The 18,814-nt window shown below is 69.7% G+C and carries 18 protein-coding genes; 2 read left to right on the top strand and 16 right to left on the bottom strand.

The genetic code is table 11. The features are described 5' to 3' along the window. Nucleotides 1-309: 309 nt before the first annotated feature. From WYM_RS06100 to WYM_RS21020, 3 genes are all read right to left on the bottom strand, one after another. Nucleotides 310-1,938, bottom strand: a complete 1,629-nt coding sequence (locus tag WYM_RS06100; RefSeq protein WP_019179942.1) for a dynamin family protein — start codon at nt 1,936-1,938, stop codon at nt 310-312. Further along, nucleotides 1,935-3,749: a dynamin family protein gene (locus WYM_RS06095; protein ID WP_019179941.1), complete on the bottom strand. Its 1,815-nt coding sequence runs from the start codon at nt 3,747-3,749 to the stop codon at nt 1,935-1,937. The genes WYM_RS06100 and WYM_RS06095 overlap by 4 nt, the downstream gene beginning before the upstream one ends. Before the next feature lie 225 nt (nt 3,750-3,974). After that, nucleotides 3,975-5,060 (bottom strand): hypothetical protein, encoded by a 1,086-nt coding sequence (locus tag WYM_RS21020; protein ID WP_019179940.1) that lies wholly within the window; start codon nt 5,058-5,060, stop codon nt 3,975-3,977. Nucleotides 5,061-5,223: 163 nt separating this feature from the next. On the opposite strand from WYM_RS21020, the gene WYM_RS06085 reads away from it, so the two are divergent. After that, entirely contained in the window at nt 5,224-6,411 is a 1,188-nt protein-coding gene (locus WYM_RS06085; protein WP_019179939.1) for a class I SAM-dependent methyltransferase, read from the top strand. A gap of 122 nt (nt 6,412-6,533) precedes the next feature. On the opposite strand, the gene WYM_RS19405 is transcribed toward WYM_RS06085, so the two are convergent. From WYM_RS19405 to WYM_RS06050, 7 genes are all read right to left on the bottom strand, one after another. Further along, nucleotides 6,534-7,232, bottom strand: coding sequence for a hypothetical protein (locus WYM_RS19405; RefSeq protein ID WP_019179938.1), 699 nt, complete (start codon nt 7,230-7,232; stop codon nt 6,534-6,536). Next, a complete protein-coding gene (gene tsaD, locus WYM_RS06075; RefSeq protein ID WP_026059602.1) occupies nt 7,229-8,308 on the bottom strand; it encodes a tRNA (adenosine(37)-N6)-threonylcarbamoyltransferase complex transferase subunit TsaD in 1,080 nt (359 codons plus the stop codon). Before tsaD ends, WYM_RS19405 begins: the two co-directional genes overlap by 4 nt. Beyond that, nucleotides 8,305-8,934: a ribosomal protein S18-alanine N-acetyltransferase gene (gene rimI, locus WYM_RS19400; protein ID WP_019179936.1), complete on the bottom strand. Its 630-nt coding sequence runs from the start codon at nt 8,932-8,934 to the stop codon at nt 8,305-8,307. Before rimI ends, tsaD begins: the two co-directional genes overlap by 4 nt. Further along, on the bottom strand, nt 8,931-9,590 hold the full coding sequence (gene tsaB / locus WYM_RS06065) for a tRNA (adenosine(37)-N6)-threonylcarbamoyltransferase complex dimerization subunit type 1 TsaB (protein ID WP_026059601.1): 660 nt from the start codon (nt 9,588-9,590) through the stop codon (nt 8,931-8,933). Before tsaB ends, rimI begins: the two co-directional genes overlap by 4 nt. Nucleotides 9,591-9,687: 97 nt before the next feature. Continuing rightward, nucleotides 9,688-10,134, bottom strand: coding sequence for a tRNA (adenosine(37)-N6)-threonylcarbamoyltransferase complex ATPase subunit type 1 TsaE (gene tsaE / locus WYM_RS06060; protein WP_192813720.1), 447 nt, complete (start codon nt 10,132-10,134; stop codon nt 9,688-9,690). Nucleotides 10,135-10,437: 303 nt separating this feature from the next. Beyond that, nucleotides 10,438-11,562: an alanine racemase gene (gene alr, locus WYM_RS06055; RefSeq protein WP_019179933.1), complete on the bottom strand. Its 1,125-nt coding sequence runs from the start codon at nt 11,560-11,562 to the stop codon at nt 10,438-10,440. Beyond that, nucleotides 11,559-11,957, bottom strand: coding sequence for a holo-ACP synthase (locus WYM_RS06050; protein ID WP_019179932.1), 399 nt, complete (start codon nt 11,955-11,957; stop codon nt 11,559-11,561). Before WYM_RS06050 ends, alr begins: the two co-directional genes overlap by 4 nt. A 140-nt stretch (nt 11,958-12,097) precedes the next feature. Here WYM_RS06050 and WYM_RS06045 point away from each other — a divergent pair, with 140 nt between their 5' ends. After that, entirely contained in the window at nt 12,098-12,349 is a 252-nt protein-coding gene (locus WYM_RS06045) for a dodecin (RefSeq protein WP_019179931.1), read from the top strand. 19 nt (nt 12,350-12,368) lie between these two features. On the opposite strand, the gene glmS is transcribed toward WYM_RS06045, so the two are convergent. The 6 genes from glmS to WYM_RS21670 all read right to left on the bottom strand — a co-directional run bounded on the left by glmS (nt 12,369) and on the right by WYM_RS21670 (nt 18,711). After that, nucleotides 12,369-14,219 (bottom strand): glutamine--fructose-6-phosphate transaminase (isomerizing), encoded by a 1,851-nt coding sequence (gene glmS, locus WYM_RS06040; RefSeq protein ID WP_019179930.1) that lies wholly within the window; start codon nt 14,217-14,219, stop codon nt 12,369-12,371. A gap of 136 nt (nt 14,220-14,355) precedes the next feature. Continuing rightward, nucleotides 14,356-15,792: a phytoene desaturase family protein gene (locus tag WYM_RS06035; protein ID WP_019179929.1), complete on the bottom strand. Its 1,437-nt coding sequence runs from the start codon at nt 15,790-15,792 to the stop codon at nt 14,356-14,358. Beyond that, on the bottom strand, nt 15,789-17,192 hold the full coding sequence (locus tag WYM_RS19395; RefSeq protein ID WP_019179928.1) for an HTTM domain-containing protein: 1,404 nt from the start codon (nt 17,190-17,192) through the stop codon (nt 15,789-15,791). The genes WYM_RS06035 and WYM_RS19395 overlap by 4 nt, the downstream gene beginning before the upstream one ends. Before the next feature lie 8 nt (nt 17,193-17,200). Continuing rightward, entirely contained in the window at nt 17,201-17,971 is a 771-nt protein-coding gene (locus WYM_RS06025; protein WP_051008077.1) for a DUF5819 family protein, read from the bottom strand. A 75-nt stretch (nt 17,972-18,046) separates the two neighbouring features. After that, the gene (locus WYM_RS21675) at nt 18,047-18,433 is read right to left on the bottom strand and encodes an LPXTG cell wall anchor domain-containing protein (protein WP_157524926.1); all 387 of its coding nucleotides are present in this window, start codon (nt 18,431-18,433) and stop codon (nt 18,047-18,049) included. Next, nucleotides 18,430-18,711: a hypothetical protein gene (locus WYM_RS21670; RefSeq protein ID WP_157524924.1), complete on the bottom strand. Its 282-nt coding sequence runs from the start codon at nt 18,709-18,711 to the stop codon at nt 18,430-18,432. Before WYM_RS21670 ends, WYM_RS21675 begins: the two co-directional genes overlap by 4 nt. Nucleotides 18,712-18,814: the final 103 nt, after the last annotated feature.

The raw sequence follows: 18,814 nt of genomic DNA, 5'->3' as shown, positions 1-18,814 counted from the left end.
TCGGTGCGGATCAGCCAGTTCCTGTGGGTCATGAGTTTGCTGGCCGGCGGGATCGCCGTCGTCTACCTGTTCGTGATCAGGGAAGACCAGCTCCCGTTGATCGCCGACGTGGTGCGTGGCGTCTCAGAGGGCCGCAGCGACGAGACGTACGACGCCGCCGCCGACATCATCTACTGGGCTGTCTTCGGCATCGCCGTCGGCCTTCTGCTGTGGCAGATCGTGCTGCTCGTGTCGTTCTCCAGTCGGAAGCCGAACGTGAGATGGTGGCAGCTCGCGACGGTCATCCTGCAGATCCTGCTGTTCCTGCTGTCACTGGAGATCGTCGCGGTGGGCGACAACGGGCCGCTCGTGCGTCAGGTTCTGCTCGCCCAATGGGGGCTCGCCCTCGTCGCTCTGCTCTTCAGCACCTTCCGAGGCGCCCTGCACTGGACCGCTCGACGCCACGACGTCCGCCGCGCGGGCAGCGACGCCGGAGGCGAGTACTGACGCCACCTCTTCGAGGCTGCGGATGACGACGCGCGTGGCCTCCACGGTCGCACGCTCGGCCAACGGCGACTGGCTCAGCGTGCGCCAGTAGACGAGTTTCTCGTCGAGGCGGTCACGCATCTCCTGCGGTGTGGCCGTTTCGGGAAGACCGAGGCGGGCGTGGGCGGCCGTGCCGTCGCCACCGATGATCTGCTCGGCATCCTTCGCGTCGGAACGGCTCAGCGGCAATCCGGCCGCGCGAGCGCGCGAGAGCAGTGAGAGCTCGCGCAGGGTGTGAGCGGTCGCGTAGATGCGCTCGACGCCGCCACGGATCTCATCGGTTCCGGGACGGGGTCGGTCGCGCAGGAGCGCCTCGAGAGCGTCGAGCACACCGCGCACTTTCAGCGCATCACCGCGCGTGCGGAACTGCTCCCGGATGAACTGCTGCAGTTCGTTCAAGCCGCTCTGCTGCACGAGCTGCTCCGAGAGCTGCGTCGAGTCAGCCACGCCCCCGCGAATGAGCGCGGTCGCCAGTCGCACGCCGAAGATGCCGAAGCGCCCGAGCAGATCCCGCCGCACGTCGACGCTCAGGGTCGTGAGTTCGGTCGGCCGGATGAAGCGGTCGGCCGAGACCATCAGGCGCTCGCGGCTCGCGCGCTCCAGGTTCGCGAGCGTGAGGAACGACGCATACTCATCCTCTCGAAGCGTTCGAGCACTCTCCGCCAGGAGTCCGGCGACGGGAACGACACCGAGCGAGAGAGACGCCAGATCGCCGTCCTTCTCGTACCGTCGTGCCACCTTGCCGGCCGAGAGCAGCGAGTCGATCCGGCCCGATCCGATCTCATCCGCTCGCGACAGTACGGCCACGGCATTGACTGTCTGGGAGGCGCCCGCGGCCGTATCGCGAAACGACTCCAGGAATTTGAGGTCCGAGGCATGCATGTGACGCATGAGGTAGACGATCGCGTCGGCTGACGAAGGTTCGGTGTCGGGGACGAGGAAATCGGTGGAACGCGCCGACACGTCACGGGAGAGGGAGGCGATTCCCGGGGTGTCGATGAGGATCATCGAGCGCAGACCCGTGACCGGCCATCCCACATCGATCCACGCGACATCCTCGGCCGGGACCTCGCCGAGGTCGAGCACCAGGCGTCCGTCGTCGCGACGGATCGGCATCCTCCGCGGAGCGCCGTCATGCGGATGCATGGTGACGGTGGGAGTCGCGGAATACCGGTACCACGTGACCACCCGGGTGCACTCCCCGGCGTCGGTCGGCGCGAGCTGCTCTCCGAGCATGGCGTTCAAGAGCGTCGACTTCCCCGCCTTCACCATCCCGGCCAGTGCAAGGCGCAGAGGCTCGCGCAGGCGCCGGTCGAGGTCGGAGAGCACCGTCATCGCGACCGGGTCGTCGAGGTAGAGCTCCGACGCGGCGCGGATCAGCGCGCTGGCATCGTCATGTGTCGACAGCCTCACCGCTTCGCGGCCTCCACGACACGCATCGGGGGAAGGGCGGGGATCTTCGTCTTCAGCGCCTCGAGCTGATGGACCTGCTGCTGCAGCTCCTTGACCCGCTGATCACGCTCGCCGGCGTAAGAGCCCGCAGCCTGCTTGGCGGCGAGCACAGCGTCCGAGAGCGAGCGGTGGAGCTCGTCGGCAATGCTGCCGAAGTGGTCGCGGGCGGCCCGCTGCACGATCCTCAGGCGGTCCTTGAGCTGCTTGCCGACCTGGAACTGCACCTCGTCGATGTGGCGGCGTACGAGGTTCTTGGCCTCGAAGCGTCGGCGTGACAGTCGCGAACCCATGTCCTCACGATAGGCCCTCCGGCCCACCAGCACACCGGCCAGCAGCGACAGCGGGTTGATGAGCGAAAGCCCGACCAGGCCCGTCGCCAGTCCGACCATGAGCACACCGCCGTAGGAGCCACGCACACCGATGAACAGCTTCTCGCCGGCGCCCATCTGGCGGTGATCGAGGCTGGCGATGTCTTCGACGGCGTCGAGGACGCCTTCCGTGTCACCCACCGCGATGATCGGCAGGTCGCCCTCACCCTCGATGAAGAGCTCCGCGACTTCCTCCGACAGCCACCGCGACCGCTCATCGGTCCACACGAAGGTCTCCGACACGGCGGCCGAGATGCGCTGGTCGAGCCATTCGGTGAGCTGATCCCAGATCGGTCCGGGGTCGCCCTCGTCGATCGCGGCCTCAGCCTCGCGCTGCACCTTGCGGAGGCGGTCGCGCAGGTCGTGCTCCATATCGGAGATCAGGTCGGCCACGCCGTCGTTGAGCTGCACCTGCCACTTGGACGAGCGGCCGCGGAACTCGTCGGCGCGCGACTTGGCGTACTCGAGCTGGGCGATCAGCTTCGGAGTGTCTTCCGGGTGGAGGATCGCCTCGAGCTCGGAAGTCAGCGACATCTTCAGCTGCTCGACCACCGATACCAAGTCGTGGACGGCGCTGCGCGCCTGGATGAGCTCTGCCCGCCCGAGGACTTCCTGCCGCAGGTGCGAGACGAGGGCGGGGAACCCGGACTCGGAGTTGAGGTCGCGGTCGCGCTCCTCAGCGGCGATCAGCCGAAGATCGCTCGAGACGGAGAAGATCGGCACATCGCCCACGTCGCCGAGGTGGGTCTTGTCCAAGCGCTCGATGTCGCGCCACTGCGGGTAGAGGTCGGTCTTGGCGAGCACGGCGGCCACATTCGGGGACACCCGCATCGCGTGCTTGAGGAACTGGACCTCGGGCTCGGTGTACTCCTGCGAGGCGTCCGAGACGAGAAGCACCGCGTGGGCCGAGGACAGCGCGGCGAGCGTCGCCAGAGCGTTCGTGGAGTCCAGGCCGCCGACGCCGGGAGAGTCGACGAGGCGAAGACCGCCCTTGAGAAGCTCGCGGGGCAGCACGACCTCGGCGGCTGTGACCTTGCGCTCGTTGCCCGGGTTGCCGCTCTCCGAGACGAACTGGGCGAGGTCCTCGAGCGCGATCTGCTTCTTCTCGGGCTCGGCGTTCTCGTCCTCCTGGATGGTCACCCAGGCGTCGGGCTTCTCGGCGTACCCGACCGAAGTCGGCACGCTCGTCGCCACGTCGTCGTCGACGGGGCACACCGGCGCGTTGACCAGGGCGTTGATGAGCTTGCTCTTGCCCTTCTTGAACTCGCCCACGACGATGACCCGCACATTCGGGTCCTGCAACCGCGCGTGCGTGTGCTGCAGACGCTGGGCGAGATCTCCACGTCCCGTCGCAGTCGCGAGCTGACCGACGTTGTCAGCGATCGCGACGAGCGCTTTGCTCATCGCCGGTTTCACCTGCGTCGGAACTGGAGCATCCGCATCCCCGGTGCTGACCTTGCTGACAACAGTGCCTTCAGCCACGAACGATTCCCCCTCGTTTCGCTCTCCCCGGCCTCCACGCTACCAAGTGCGCGGCCCGGCCCGGGTCGATCGGAAAAATGGTCTTGCCCGGCCGCCTCCGAAGAGGCGACCGGGCAAGTGATCTAGCGAGTCAGATCAGAGCTCGGATCAGAGCGTGACGTCGTCGACGACGGCCGAGCCGTCGCTGAAGAAGTTGCCGCTGTTCTCCCACTCGTACTCGTTCTCGACGTCGACGTTGGTCTCGTTCTCGAACGAGTCGTTGAACGCGTCCTCGATCTCGACGTCGACGTTGGTCTCGTCGGAGAAGTCGTTGAACGAGTCCTCGACCTCGACGTCCAGGTCCCACTCGTTGTTGGTCGAGTAGTCGTTGAACGAGTCCGAGATCGTCGTGGTGATCCACTCGTTGCCGATGCTGACGTCGCCCACCGTGGTGGTGGTGGTCGAGTTGTCGACCGTCGCGTCGTCGCCAGCGGCAGCGCCGTTGTCACCCGAGTTGACGACAGCCTCCTGGTCGAAGTCCTGCTCGACGTCGCCGTCGACGAAGCCGAAGGACTGCGAGACCGACTGGTCGACGACCGTCGAGCGGTTGTCGAGCTCGAGGTGCAGCGAGCCAGCAGCAGCCGCAGCAGCGCCCGCGCCACCGGCGAGGCCGCCGATGTTGAGGTCGCCACCGATGCCGGTGTTGTACTGACGCACACCCACGGTGACCGAGTCGTCGTTCAGCGTGGTCTCGTTGAACGAGTCACGGATGTCGACGTTGGTCTCGTCGTTGTACGAGTCGTTCGTCGAGTTGTCGGAGTTGTCGGAGTTGTCGGAGTTGTCCGAGTTGTCGTTGTTCGAGTCGTTCGTCGAGTTGTCCGAGTTGTCGGAGTTGTCCGAGTTGTCGGAGTTGTCGTTGAACGAGTCCTCGAGCTCCACGTCGACGTCGGTCTCGGTGTTGCCCGAGTCCTCGATGTCCGTGTTGCCGTTGTTGCTGTCGACAGCGACGTCCTCGACGATGACGGCGGTGTTACCCGAGTCCTCGATGTCGGTGTTGCCGTTGTTGCTGGCGATGTCGTCGACCTCGACGTCAACGTCAGTCTCGGTGTTGCCGTTACCGCTGTTGACGTTGTTGTCCTCGATGTCGACGTCCGTCTCGGTGTTGCCCGAGTCCTCGATGTCGAGGTTGCCGGAGTCGACGATGCTGCCCAGGTTGACGTCGTTCTCGCTGAAGTTGTCTTCGATGTTAGGCATGACCTGTCCTTCTGTGTCTGAGTGCCGGTGCGGCTGCTCCATCAGTGTGCGCCTGAGGCCAAGGGCGCAACATCGGGGATCCCCCCGGAGCCTCCCCCATCCACGTAGGGGTTTTGCATGGGGATCGGGGAGTCGGCTCCGGGCCCACCCGTAGGCTCGTGATGTGGATCTTCCGGAGTTGACGGCCCTTCTCACCCCCGAGGGGCTGCGACTTCTCGATGCCATGCCGCCCGTGGAGTCCACCGACGACGTCGCTCGAGCGGTCACGGGTCTTCGCAAGGCCGGGCACTCCCCCGATCTCGTCTCCGCAGTGGTGGGTCAGGCCCGACTTCGCGCCCGTGGCCGGGCGAAGTTCGGCGAGCTGGCCGAGCGGATGCTCTTCACGCGGGCGGGACTCGAACAGGCCACCCGGCTCTCCATTGCCGCCCAGCACGCGGCGCGATTCCGCGACGCCGGCCTCCCGCGGGTCGCCGACCTCGGCTGCGGCATCGGCGGCGACGCGTTCGGGCTTGCCGGACTCGGGCTGCAGGTGCGGGCCGTCGACGCCGACGAGGTGACGGCTGCGATTGCCGCCTACAACCTCGCCCCCTTCGGCGACGATGTCGAGGTGCGGCACGGCACTGCCGAGGACGCGGATCTCGACGGGATCGACGCGGTCTGGCTCGACCCCGCGCGGCGGACGGCAGGTCACACCGAGACCACACGCACGCGCCCCGAGGACTGGTCGCCCTCCCTGGACTGGGTCTTCGAACTCGCGCAGCGCGTGCCCACCGGCGTCAAGCTCGGCCCGGGCCTCGACCGCGACCTCATCCCCGACGACGTCGAGGCGCAGTGGGTCAGCGCCGACGGCTCGACCCTGGAACTCGTGCTGTGGTCGGGTGCTCTCGCGCGCGAGGGCGTGCGGCGGGCGGCTCTCGTGATGCGCGGCGACTCGGCACACGAGCTGACCGCAGAGACGGATGCCGCGGACGCGCCCGTGCGGGAGCTCGGCGCCTTCCTTCACGAACCCGATGGCGCCGTCATCCGCGCGCGGCTCATCGGCGATGTGGCCCGCTCGCTCGAAGCCGGCATGCTCGACGAGCACATCGCCTACCTGACGTCCGACGCGGCGCTCACGTCTCCCTTCGTCTCGTCGTTCCGCGTGCGCGAGACGCTGCCGGCGGACGTGAAGGCGCTGTCGAAAGCGCTGCGCGACCGCGGCATCGGGCGCCTGGAGATCAAGAAGAGAGGAGTGGATGTCGATCCCGCCGCCCTGCGCACGCGCTTGAAGCTCAGCGGTGCCGAATCGGCGACGCTCTTCCTCACTCGTATCGGCTCGCGTCGCGTCGCGATCCTCGCCGACCGCGTCTGACCCCGCGTCTCCGCGGCGCTATCGCCGTGCTCAAAATCGGCGGTGTGAGACGACGCGCCGGGTCGCAGCATCCGCTGCTCCCGTCTGCGCCGGTCCTGGAGCCGTGAGTTCGCTCGCGGCGCTCAGCCCAACAGGTTCGCGCGGCTCGCGGCGAACAGCAGCCAGCCGACGCTGTAGAGGAGCGACACCAGCCCGAGCGACATGGCCCAGATCGCCATCGCCCGGCTCTCGAGCGGTCGTCGCAGCGCGAAGATGCCCGAGACGATCGCGACGATCCCCAGTGGAAATCCCCACCCCACGAACAGCGCGACGATGAGCCCGATCACCGCGAACGCGAGCGCCCAGCCGGCGAGCCCGCGCTGCATGACGGGATCGGGCTCGGGAGCCCACAGCACAGGCACGCGCACATCCTCGGTGCCTGGCTCTGCGGGCGCCGTCTCCACCGTGACCGCGACCGGCGCGGTCGGCAGTCGCTGGAATCCGCCCCGGTGCGCGCCGGGCAGCGGCGACGCCTCGTCCGCGAGCTGGATGTCGGGCGAAGGCCCCTCGACGGACGCTCCCGGAGCGGCGGGGGCGGGCAGCGCGGCGGTCGGCTGAGCGGAATCGGAAGCGGAAACCGATCCGGCAAGCGGGGTGGACGGAGTGAACGGCGCTGCGGGCGCGGCGAGCGGCTTGGCGGGCGTGATGGGCCCTGGCGGCGCTGCGAACGGCTCGGCCGCCGGCGCGGCGGACGGAACTACCGGCGCGGCCGCGTCCGGCCGCGCGGGCTTCGAATCCGGCCCGGATGCCGGGGGCTGCGGCATCCGCTCGTCGTCGCTCATGCGTCCTCCGCGACCTGGATCTCGGTCACCGGCAGGGTCGAGTCGGCGCCGAACGCGAGGGTCGAGGCCGGGCGGCCCGACATGATCAGCTCGGACGCGAGCGCAGCGATCATGGCGCCGTTGTCGGTGCACAGCGACAGCGGCGGGATGCGCACGGCGACCCCTTCGGCCGCGGCGCGCTCGAGGGCGACGTCTCGCAGGCGCCGGTTGGCGATGACTCCGCCACCGAGCAGCAGGCGGGGCACGCCGTAGTCGCGGCAGGCGGCGAGCGCCTTCGTGACGAGCACGTCGACGACTGCCTCGCGGAAGCTCGCGGCGACATCGGCGACGGGGATCTCTTCGCCGGCGGCACGCTTCTGCTCGACCCATCGGGCGACGGCGGTCTTCAATCCCGAGAACGAGAAGTCGTAACGGTGCGCGGCCATGTCGCTCGCGCGCGAGAGACCGCGCGGGAACGGGATGGCCTTCGGATCGCCCGAAGCCGCTGCCCGGTCGATCTCAGGACCTCCGGGGTAGGGCAGGCCGAGCAGCCGCGCGACCTTGTCGAAGGCCTCGCCGGCGGCGTCGTCCATCGTCTCGCCGAGCAGTTCGACGTCGGTCGTGAGGTCGCGGACGAGCAAGAGGGAGGTATGGCCGCCGCTGACCAGGAGCGCGACCGTCGGGTACTCGAGCGGTGCGTCCGCGCCGTGCTGGTCGGAAGTGAGGACGTCGGCGGCGATGTGGCCGACGAGGTGGTTGACTGCGTAGAGGGGCGTGCCGAGAGACACCGCGAGCGCCTTCGCCGCTCCGACGCCGACCATGAGCGCGCCGGCGAGACCCGGCCCCGAGGTGACCGCGACGGCATCGATGTCGGCGAGCGCGACGTTGGACTCGGCCAGCGCCGCGTGGATCGCCGGCTCGAGCGCCTCGAGATGCGCGCGGGCCGCGATCTCGGGCACGACGCCGCCATAGCGGGCGTGCTCGTCCATCGAGCTGGCGATGGTGTTCGACAGCAGCGTGCGGCCGCGGACGATGCCGATCCCGGTCTCGTCGCAGCTCGTCTCGATCCCCAGCACGAGGGGTTCGTCGCGGCTCACGTGCACACTCCCCCCGTCGCCATCGTCCCGCTCGAACCGCCGGGGCCGATCCGGATATCGGACTCCGTGCGCGTTTCCGGACCCTTCGAGGCTTGCGATCCGGAAAGCGCGTGATCCTCCGGTGTCCGGATCGGCCCATCGCGGTGCTCCATCGGATCCGGATGCCGCGCCCCTGCCCACACGCGCACGTCGAGCTTCATGACCACGGCGTCGACGTCGTCCGGCTGGTAGTAGCGGGGCTTGCGCCCGATCTCGAGGAAGCCCTCTGAGGCGTACAGCGCATGCGCGACCGGGTTGTCGGCCCGCACCTCGAGGAAGACCTCCGCGACGCCGCGCCTCGCTGCCTCGCCCAGCAGGGCGCGCAGCAGCGTCCGGCCGCGGCCCCGACCTCGCGCGGACTCGGCGATCGCGATGGTCTGGACGTCGGCATCCTTCGCGCTCTTCACCGCGCGCAATCCCGCATAGCCCACGAGCCGCCCCGCCTCTTCGTCCACGACGTACCAGCCGTGCGGAGAGGCGAGCTCTTCGCGCATCATCGCCGACGACCAGGCGTCGGTCGGGAAGGACGCTCGCTCGAGGATCATGATCGCGTCAAGGTCCGCGGGGAGGGCCGTACGAAGGGTCACGTGCTCGCTCGCTTCGGAACGCCGGGGATCGTCACATCGGGCGAGCGAAGGTAGAGGGCGTCGGCCGATGCGATCGTGCGACCGGCCGACAGCGCGCGAGCCGCCGCGAGCGCGAGCATCGCGGCGGGGATGCGCTCGGCATCCCGCCGGACCGCTCCGGCCGCGGCGAGGACGCCGTCGATCTCGTCGCGCGGCGTCAGAGCCGGCTCGGCGACACGTACCGGGAGTCCGTCATCGTCGAGGCCGCGATAGACGGTGTATGCGAACTCGCGCCGCCGGGCGTCGCTCACGACGGCGAACGTCTCGTCGTAGGCCTCGTCGTATCCACCGGTCAATGCCCGGTGCAGCATCAGCTCGAGGGCGACGGCGTCATGGCTCACGACCGGCACAACGGGCACGCCGCGTCCCAGCGCGAAGGTGCGCGCGGCCGCGATGCCGACGCGGAGCCCCGTGAACGGCCCGGGCCCCATTCCCGCGGCGACGTGCGAGATGTCGGAGGCGGTGACCGATGCCTCGGCCAGCGCCCGCTCGATCAGGGTGCCGATGACCTCGGCGTGACCCCGCGGGTCGGCGCTCTCGACCTGTGACCGGACCACGCCGTCGGGCTCGACCACCGCCACCGCGGAGCCGAGCGACGTGTCGATGCCCAGGATCACCTTTCCAGGGTAGTCGCGGGCGACGGATGCCCTCTCCTTCATCCGGACGACTCCATCCAGGCCACACGGGACGGGGGCCTGCAGCGGAACAGCGTGATTACGGGCGCCGCCTGATGGTCACGAGCCGCGGGGCATCGGCGTCGAGCTCGGCCTCGTGCGCGACGCCGTAGCAGGCGTCGTCCTGGCCGCGACCATGCCACTCCCGATCGAGCTCGACCTCCCACCACGTGTCGCGCAGCCCGTCCACCATGCCCCGGCCCCACTCCACAATGACGACGGAGGCCTCGAAGTCGATGTCGAGGTCGTCGAGCTCGGCGGGCGACCCGAGCCGGTACGCGTCGACGTGCACGAGCGGCGCGCCTCCGACGAGCGAGGGGTGCGTCCTCGCGATGACGAACGTCGGGCTCTGCACGGGCCCTCGCACGCCGAGGCCCTGGGCGATGCCGCGGGTGAGCGTCGTCTTTCCCGCGCCGAGCGGACCGGTGAGCACGACGAGGTCGCCGGGGCGCAGCATCCGCCCCATCTCGTCACCGAGCTGCTCCATGTCATGCGGCGACGCGATCTCGCGCGTGCCGGCCAGCGCGTCGAGCCCGCTCACGGCCACTCCCCCGTACCGAACTCAGGACCGATCGCCAGTGACGCGGCGCGCGGCCCGGTGATTCCGCGGCACCCGCGTCGGTGGCGCGAGGTCGGTCCTGCACACGGTACGCCGAACAGAGTCATGCCCCACCTCCCGTTCGCAATTCAGTCTGTCTGTGCACCGAGGTGAGCTCGAGCTGCACCGTTTCGGTCGAAGTCCGTCCATACGCAGCCCGGGAGACTGAATTGCGAACACGAACAGCCGCGCTCATTCGGCCACCTGCCGGCGCGGGACGCGAGGCCCGATCCGCGTGACGATCTCGTAGTTGATGGTGCCGGCGGCATCCGCCCACTCCGTCGCCGACGGCGCGCCGAGCGTGGGGTCGCCGAAGAGCAGCACCTCGTCGCCGACCGACACAGGCGCGTCGCCGACATCGACGACGAACTGGTCCATCGCGATGCGGCCCGCGACGGTGAACCGGCGCCCGCCGATCACGACGGGCCCCGCGCCGGAGGCCTGCCTGGGAACACCGTCGGCGTAGCCGAGCGGCACGAGCGCGAGGGTCGTGTCGCGGTCGGTGCGGTAGGCGTAACCGTACGAGACGCCGGTGCCCGCGGGAACGCGACGGACGGCCGCGACCGCCCCGTGCAGGGTCATCGCCGGGCGCAGGCCGAGGTCGGCTGACGAGCGGTCGTCGAACGGCGAGAGCCCGTAGAGGCCGATGCCGATGCGCACGCAGCCGAGGCGGGACTCCGGCAGCGCGATGGCCGCGTGCGTGGCGGCGATGTGGCGCAGCGGCGGCGCGAGGCCGAGCGTCGCGGCGATTCCGACGCCCTCCTCGAAAGCGCGCAGGGCGGCCCGGTCGTCGTCGGCCGACGCGTTGGAGAGGTGGCTGAAGAGCGCGATCACCCGCAGCTTGCCGATGCGCTCGAGCCGCGCCGCCTCGGCGAACACGACGCGGTAGTCGGCCGGTGCGATGCCGTTGCGCGAGAGTCCGGTCTCGAGCTTCAGGTGCACCGAGGCGGGACGATCGGCGGATGCCGCGGCCGCGGCTTTCTGCAGCTGGTCCAGGTTCGAGATGCCGAGCTCGATCCCTCGGGCCGCGGCCTCGGTGAAGTCCGCGCTGGGTGCGTGCAGCCACGCGACGATCGGGGCATCGATGCCGCCGCGGCGCAGGGCGAGCGCCTCGGTGATGTCCGACACTCCGAGGCGCGCGGCGCCGCCCTCGAGCGCCGCCACCGCCGAGCGCACGGCGCCGTGTCCGTACCCGTCGGCCTTGACGACGGCGATCACCTCGGATCCGGTCAGCCGCCGCAGGTGCCGCACGTTGTCGGCGATCGCGCCGACGTCGACGGTGGCCTCGCGCAGCAGGCCGGCGGGCGGGCGGCTCATGCGCGGCCCTCCGCCTCTGGGACCGCCTCGCGGATCGAGTCGGGAACCGCCTCGGCGATGACATAGGCGGTGGCCAAGCCCGCGTCGTGCGACAGCGAGAGGTGCATCGCGGTGATTCCGCGCGCGGCGACGACGGCGGCGGTCGAGCCGGTGAGCAGGAAGACAGGACGACCGGATGCCTCGGACGCGACTTCGATCTCGGTCCAGTGCACGCCGTCCGAGCCCCCGAGCGCCTTGATCAGCGCTTCCTTCGCGGCGTAGCGCGCCGCGAGCGAATGGGGCTTGAGCGCGCGCTCGGATCCCGAGAACAGCCGCTCGACCAGGCGAGGCGTGCGTTCGATCGTGCGCTCGAACCGTGCGATGTCGACCAGGTCGACGCCGATTCCGACGATCATGGAGCCCTCCTGCGCGCCGCGGTCGCGGCATCCGTCACCCTATCGCGCCGTGCTGCTCGAGCCTCGTCGCGCCTCCCGACGCCGAGCCCGTCCGCCGCGTCGGTTGGGCACCCTAGACGCGCCGCTTCGCCGACGAGATGATGGCGGCGGTTGGATCGAAGAGAGGGGCCATCGTGGCACACACCTACAGCGTCAGCGAGATCGTTGGAACATCCTCCGAAGGGACGGATGCCGCCATCCGGTCGGCACTCGACCGGGCGGGTCGGACGATCCGCAACATCGACTGGTTCGAGGTCGTCTCGGTTCGCGGGCACGCGGACGAGTCGAGAGTCCTGCACTTCCAGGTGACCATCAAGGTGGGGTTCCGCCTGGAGGACCCTGAGGAGAGCTGAGCTCGCGCCCTCGCCGCGGCTACTCCACAGTGACGGACTTGGCGAGGTTGCGGGGCTGGTCGACGTCGAGACCCTTGGCGGTGGCGAGGCCCATCGCGAAGATGTGCAGCGGCACGACCGCGAGCAGCGGCTCGAAGAACGGCGCGGCCAGCGGGATGCGCAGCACCTCGTCGGCCTTCGGCAGCACGGCGGCGTCGCCCTCTTCGGCGATCGCGATGACGCGGGCGCCGCGGGCGCGGATCTCTTCGATCGACGAGATGACCTTCTTGTGCATCTCGGCCGACTGGCTCGGCGACGGCACGATCACGAAGACGGGCTGGCCCGGCTCGATGAGCGCGATCGGCCCGTGCTTCAGCTCGCCGGCGGCGAAGCCCTCGGCGTGGATGTAGGCGAGCTCCTTGAGCTTGAGCGCGCCTTCGAGCGCGATCGGGTAGCCGACGTGGCGGCCGAGGAACAGCACCGAGCGGGTGTCGGCCATCCAGTGCGCGAACTGCTCGATGCGGGGCTGCTCGCGCTCCAGGATGAGTGAGATCTTGGCCGGGATGCCTTCGAGCTCGCGGACGTGCGCAGCGGCATCCGCCTTCGAGACCGCGCCGCGCACCCGTCCGATGTGCAGGCCCATGAGGTACAGCGCGGTGATCTGCGCGACGAAGGCCTTCGTCGAGGCGACGGCGACCTCGGGGCCGGCGTGGGTGTAGACGATCGCGTCGGACTCACGCGGGATCGTCGCGCCCTGGGTGTTGCAGATCGACAGCGTCTTCGCGCCGTGCTCGCGGGCGTACTTGACCGCCATGAGCGTGTCCATGGTCTCGCCCGACTGGCTGATCGACACGACGAGGGTGTCGGGACCGATCACCGGATCGCGGTAGCGGAACTCGTGGGCGAGCTCGACGTCGACGGGGATGCGGGTCCACTGCTCGATCGCGTACTTGCCTACCTGTCCGGCGTAGGCGGCGGTGCCGCAGGCGATGACGATGATGCGCGAGATGCCCGCGAAGAGGTCGTCCATGCCGTCGAGCTCGGGGATCACGACCTCGCCCTCGCGGATGCGACCGAGGATCGTCTTGGCGACCGCCTCGGGCTCTTCCGAGACCTCCTTGGCCATGAACGACGACCAGCCGCCCTTCTCGGCGGCCGAGGCGTCCCACGTCACTTCGAAGGGCTCGACCTCGACCGGGTTGCCGTCGAAGTCGGTGACCTCGACGCCGGACGGCGTGATGGCGACGATCTGGTCCTGACCGATGGCCAGGGCGTTGCGGGTGTGCTCGACGAAGGCGGCGACGTCGGATCCGAGGAAGTTCTCGCCCTCGCCGAGGCCGATCACGAGCGGCGAGTTGCGACGCGCACCGACGACGAGGCCGGGCTGGTCCTCGTGCATGGCGAGCAGCGTGAAGGCGCCCTCCAGGCGCGAGACGACGCTGCGGAACGCCGTCGCCAGGTCTCCGGTGCGTCGGTACTCGCGGCCGAGGAGCACCGCAGCGACCTCGGTGTCGGTCTCGCTGCGGAACGTGAAGCCCTCGCCGACGAGTTCGGACTTGAGCTCGGAGAAGTTCTCGATGATCCCGTTGTGAATGACGGCGAGCTTGTCGTCGTCGGCCAGGTGCGGGTGGGCGTTGCCGTCGGTCGGGCCGCCGTGCGTCGCCCATCGGGTGTGGCCGATGCCGGTGGTGCCGTCGGCGAGAGGGACCTGGTCGAGGTCGTCGCGCAGCACCTTGAGCTTGCCCGCGCGCTTGCGCATCCCGAGACCGCCGTCGCCATCGATCACGGCGATGCCGGCCGAGTCGTAGCCGCGGTACTCGAGGCGCGAAAGACCCGAGATCAGGATGGCCTGGCTCTGCCGGGGGCCGACGTATCCGACGATTCCACACATGGGGTCAATGGTAAGCGGGGGCATATGCGAGGCGCCTGAACGAACCCCGATCCGTCTCCGTGGCGTGCTCCGGGCGCGAAGAGAAGAGGAGGAGCGAACGGATGCCGCGGAGCAGCGCACCGGAACGGCCAAGAAGTCAGGGGGCGAGGTCGGGCGTGGGGCCGCCGAACACGTCCTGCAGCGCCAACCGGGCGGCCTGGAACCCGGCCATGCCGTGGACACCCGGGCCCGGAGTCGTGGCCGCGGAACACAGGTAGATTCCTGGGCCCGCGCGCCACGGCGCCCGCGAGAGGACCGGGCGGGCGACGAGCTGCCGGAGTGACACCTGTCCGGTCGCGATGTCTCCCCCGACGAGGTTCGCGTCACCGCGCTCCAGGTCGCGCGCCGTCGTCACGCTGCTCGCGATGATCTGGTCGCGGAAGCCCGGCGCGAAGCGCTCGAGCTGCGCGATCACCGCTTCCCGCACGTCGACATCGCTGCCGGCGGGAACGTGGGCGTACGTCCAGAGCGTCTGTGATCCTTCGGGCGCGCGGGTCGGATCGACGAGACCAGGCTGCGAGACGAGCACGTAGGGGCGCTTCGCGTGGCGGCCGGCTGCGACATCCGCCTCGCCCTGCGCGACGTCGCGCCACGTTCCGCCGAGGTGCACGGTGCCGGCGCGCGATACGTCGTGCGCCGCCCACGGCACCGGCCCGCGCAGCGCGAAGTCGACCTTGGTGGCGGCATCCCCGTGCCGGAAATGCGCGGCGGCACGCCGATACCGCGAGTCGACCCGATCGCCTGCGATCGCGACCAGCGCGCGGGGCGAGGTGTCGAGGAGTACGGCGCGGGCGGGCGGCAGGTCGGCGACCGACGAGACGCGATGGTCGAGCAGGATGCGGGCGCCGTGCGCGGTGGCGTCGGCCATCAGCGCATCGGTGATCGCCTGGCTACCACCGTGCGGGATCGGCCAGCCGACGGTGTGGGCGAGCGTCGCGAGAACCAGGCCCGGCGCGGCTGCGGCCAGGGAGGGCAGAGGGCTGATCGAGTGCGCGAACACTCCCGCGAGAAGAGCGGGCGCCGCGTCGCCCGAGAACCTCCACGGAGCGCCGGGCAGGCCCGTGCGGGCCATCCGCAGTCCGAGCCGCGCCGCGAGGAGCGGGTGCGCCGGCATCGGAAGCATCGGCGCCATCACGGTGTCGAGCAGCTGAGCGCTTCTCCCGGCGAGGGGTGCGAACAGGCGGCGCCACGCCGGGCCGTCGCGGCCGAGCTCGTCGGCGGTGCGGCCGAGGTCCCGCCAGGCCACGGCGGCGTGACGGCCGTCGAGCGGCTGAGCGTACGACGCCTCGGGAGCGGTCAGCTCGATGCGTTCGGCGAGGCCGAAGGCACGGAAGAACGGCGACGCCAGCGCCATCGGATGCACGGCCGAGCCCCAGTCGTGCACGAACCCGGGTTCGTTGAGCGGCAGCGTCCGAGCGCCTCCCCCCGCGGTGGGGTTGGCTTCCCACACCTCGACGTCGAGTCCCGCCCGCGCGAGCACCACCGCGGCGGCGAGGCCGTTGATGCCCGCGCCGACGACGACGGCGTCGATCATCGTGGTTTCGCGGCGCGGCGGGCGCGTGAACGGGATCGTGTGGGCTCGTTCCCGGCTTCGGGGCCCGGCTCTGAGGACTCCTCGGGCGAGGAGTCCTCACCGGAAGGGGCGACCGGGCTCGGCTCAGGCGATCCGGCCGGCTTCCGGTCGTCCGCCGCGTCGGGCGCGGTCATGTCCGTCTCCGCTGATGACCCCGGCTCGGCTGTCGAAGCCGAATCCGAAGGCTCGGCGGCGCCGACGGGGGCGAGCGTCGCTGACCGAACCGGCACGTCCGCGTCGGCGATACGAGTCGCGGGAGGTGGCGTGTACGGCGGCGGCGGCACGGTCGGTGTCGAGGCGCGTCCGGCATCCGGTTCACTGATCGCACGACGGATGCCGCGGCTCGTTCTCTGCACCCATCCCGCGGCGCGTCGCCACGACGTGTCGCGCACGAGCAGCAGATCCAGGGCGATCATCGCGAGGGAGAACGGCCACAGGCTGAGCAGGATCGCGATGCCGAGGTGCATCCCGGTGATGAGCGCGACCGCGATGTACCGCGTCGGGCGCCAGATCGCCATGACCGGCAGAAGCAGCTGCACCCAGAGGGCGAGCCACGAGCCGAGGACGATCGCCGGCGTGAACTGCCACACCAGGTCGCTGAGCACAGGGAACACACGGAACTGGTCGATGCTCAGCGCGTAGTAGATCGCGGAGCCTTCGAGCCATTCCTCCCCCGCGAGCTTCAGGACCGACGACACGAGGTAGACGAGGAAGATCTGGTAGCAGCACAGGATCAGAACGGTGTTGTGCGCCCAGTTCACGAGCCACCGGGGCAGCCATCTCGGGAGCGCGCGAGGCTCGCGTCCTCGCTTCGCAGAGCGACGGCGCAGCCATGCGTCGACAGAGAAGTGCTCGCTCAGGTTCGCGAAGACCACGAAGAGCAGCACGATGCGCATGAGGGTGTCGCCGCCGTTGGTCAACAGCGTGCTGTTCGTCGACAAGCCGACCCAGAACACCAGCAGCACCGGCGTCACCCAGCGCGTCTTGAAGCCGACGAGGAAGAGCAGCACGAGCACCAGCAGCACGGCATACGCGACGTCGAACCAGAACAGGCTGTCCTTCGAGAAGAGCAGCCGCAGCGGTTCCCACCAGCCGCGGCGCTTGGCCTCGGGCTCGACCCACCACGATCCCGCGCCCCAGAGATAGTGGCGGTCGGGCAGGCTCGGAATCAGCACGATGAGCATCGCGATCCCGTAGAGGATGCGCAGGATCGAGAAGCTCACCGTGGCGCGTTGCGCTCCGGTCAGCCACGCGGCGAACCGCTGCCACAAAGTCGTAGGCTTCAGCGCCGCGGACACGCGCCGCGCGCGCTCGGACGCGGGGGACGCGGCATCCGTCGTCTTCTCCGAAGTCGTGGTCATCGGGCCCCTCACCTCCCCGCGTATCTCTGGATGACGTCGTCGTAGATGGCCAGCACCTGCGGGTCGATCTCCGCGACGGGCTGGCGCCAGCCGAAGGTGACATTGGTCGCCTCGCGCTGGGGGGTGTCGTCGAAGCGATGCAGGAAGTCGTTCGGCCGCTCGATGTGCACCCGCCAGCGCACTCGTTCGATTTCACGATCGAAGTACGCGCTTCCGAAGGCTCGCGCGAATCGGCCGAGCATGTAGTCGTAGCGGAGGAACCGGACGACCGCCGCGCGACTCTCGCCCAGCTCATCGATCTCGTCGATCAGCTCGTCGTCGGGGATCGGGGCGAACTGACCGCCTCCCTGGCCTTCGATGAAGGTGTCGCGCACGCGATCCTGCTGCTCGTCCGTGAGTTCGCCGTAGCGCGACATGTAGGCGGACGTCGCGTTGAAGCTGCTCTTCTGGATTCGGGAGGGGGTGGGGATGCCGCGGACCGCCGCGAACTCGGTGTCGGTGACGTCGATCCACTCGCTGTGTACGAGTTCGTCGCCCTCGCGCCATTGAACCTGGAGCTGCAGCTCGCGGTTCGCCTTGAGGATGTTCGGGGCGAAGACGTTCCACTGCTGGGAGAAGTAGGGGCCGAACGCGTCGGCGACAGCGGGGCGCGCCGGGGTGGGCGGGAGGGTGAAGGTCGCGCTGACGAAGGCGTAGCCCGCGACGATCGCGACGGTCGCCGCGGCGGCGATCGTGTGCGGGAGCCGGGGTCGGCGGGTGCGGTGTCGTGGTGCTGTCACGTGATTTCCGGTCGGATGCCTCAGGAACGACGAAGGGGTGGGCGCATCGTGGATGCGCCCACCCCTTTCTATCGCTTAGGCGTCCTGCTTCCTACGGAGGAAGAGCAGGCCGGCGCCGGCGGCGAGGAGCGCTGCGGCTCCCACGCCTCCGAGGACCAGTCCGCCGGGATCCATGCCGGTGGCCGGCAGGCTCTTCGTCACGACCGTGAACGCGGTCCGCTCGCGGTCGACCGGGAGTGCTCCCGACACCGAGCCCGTGACCTCGACGCGGTGCGCACCGAGTTCGAAGTCGGCGCCGACCGGGAACGTGAACCGCACGTTGCCGGAGGCGTCAGCCACGACCGGCGCGAGGTCGAACGGCGTGGAGTTCACCGTCGCCGAGACCGTCTCACCGGGCTCGAAGTTGCTGCCGTTGACGACCTGCACGACTCCCGTGCCGCGGACGATGCGCGTCTGCGTCACACTCGCTTCGGCGAGGGTCGTGTCGCCACCGTCGGCGTCAGCGTCGGCGTCGGCATCGGCATCGGCGTCGGCGTCAGCGTCAGCGTCAGCGTCGGCGTCAGCATCGGCATCAGCATCAGCATAAGCATCAGCATCAGCATCAGCATCCGCGTCGGCATCGGCATCGGCATCGGCATCGGCATCGGCGTCAGCATCCGCGTCCGCGTCGGCATCCGCGTCAGCGTCAGCGTCAGCGTCAGCGTCAGCGTCAGCGTCGGCATCGGCTTCAGCATCAGCATCCGCATCCGCATCCGCATCAGCTCGGCTCCGCATCGGCATCCGCGTCAGCGTCAGCGTCAGCATCCGCGTCAGCGTCAGCGTCAGCGTCAGCGTCAGCGTCAG

Source organism: Microbacterium yannicii PS01 (assembly GCF_000304335.1).
GTDB lineage: Bacteria > Actinomycetota > Actinomycetes > Actinomycetales > Microbacteriaceae > Microbacterium > Microbacterium yannicii_A.
Note: the sequence above shows the minus strand (reverse complement) of the source record. Positions and strands in the feature narration are given on the sequence as shown.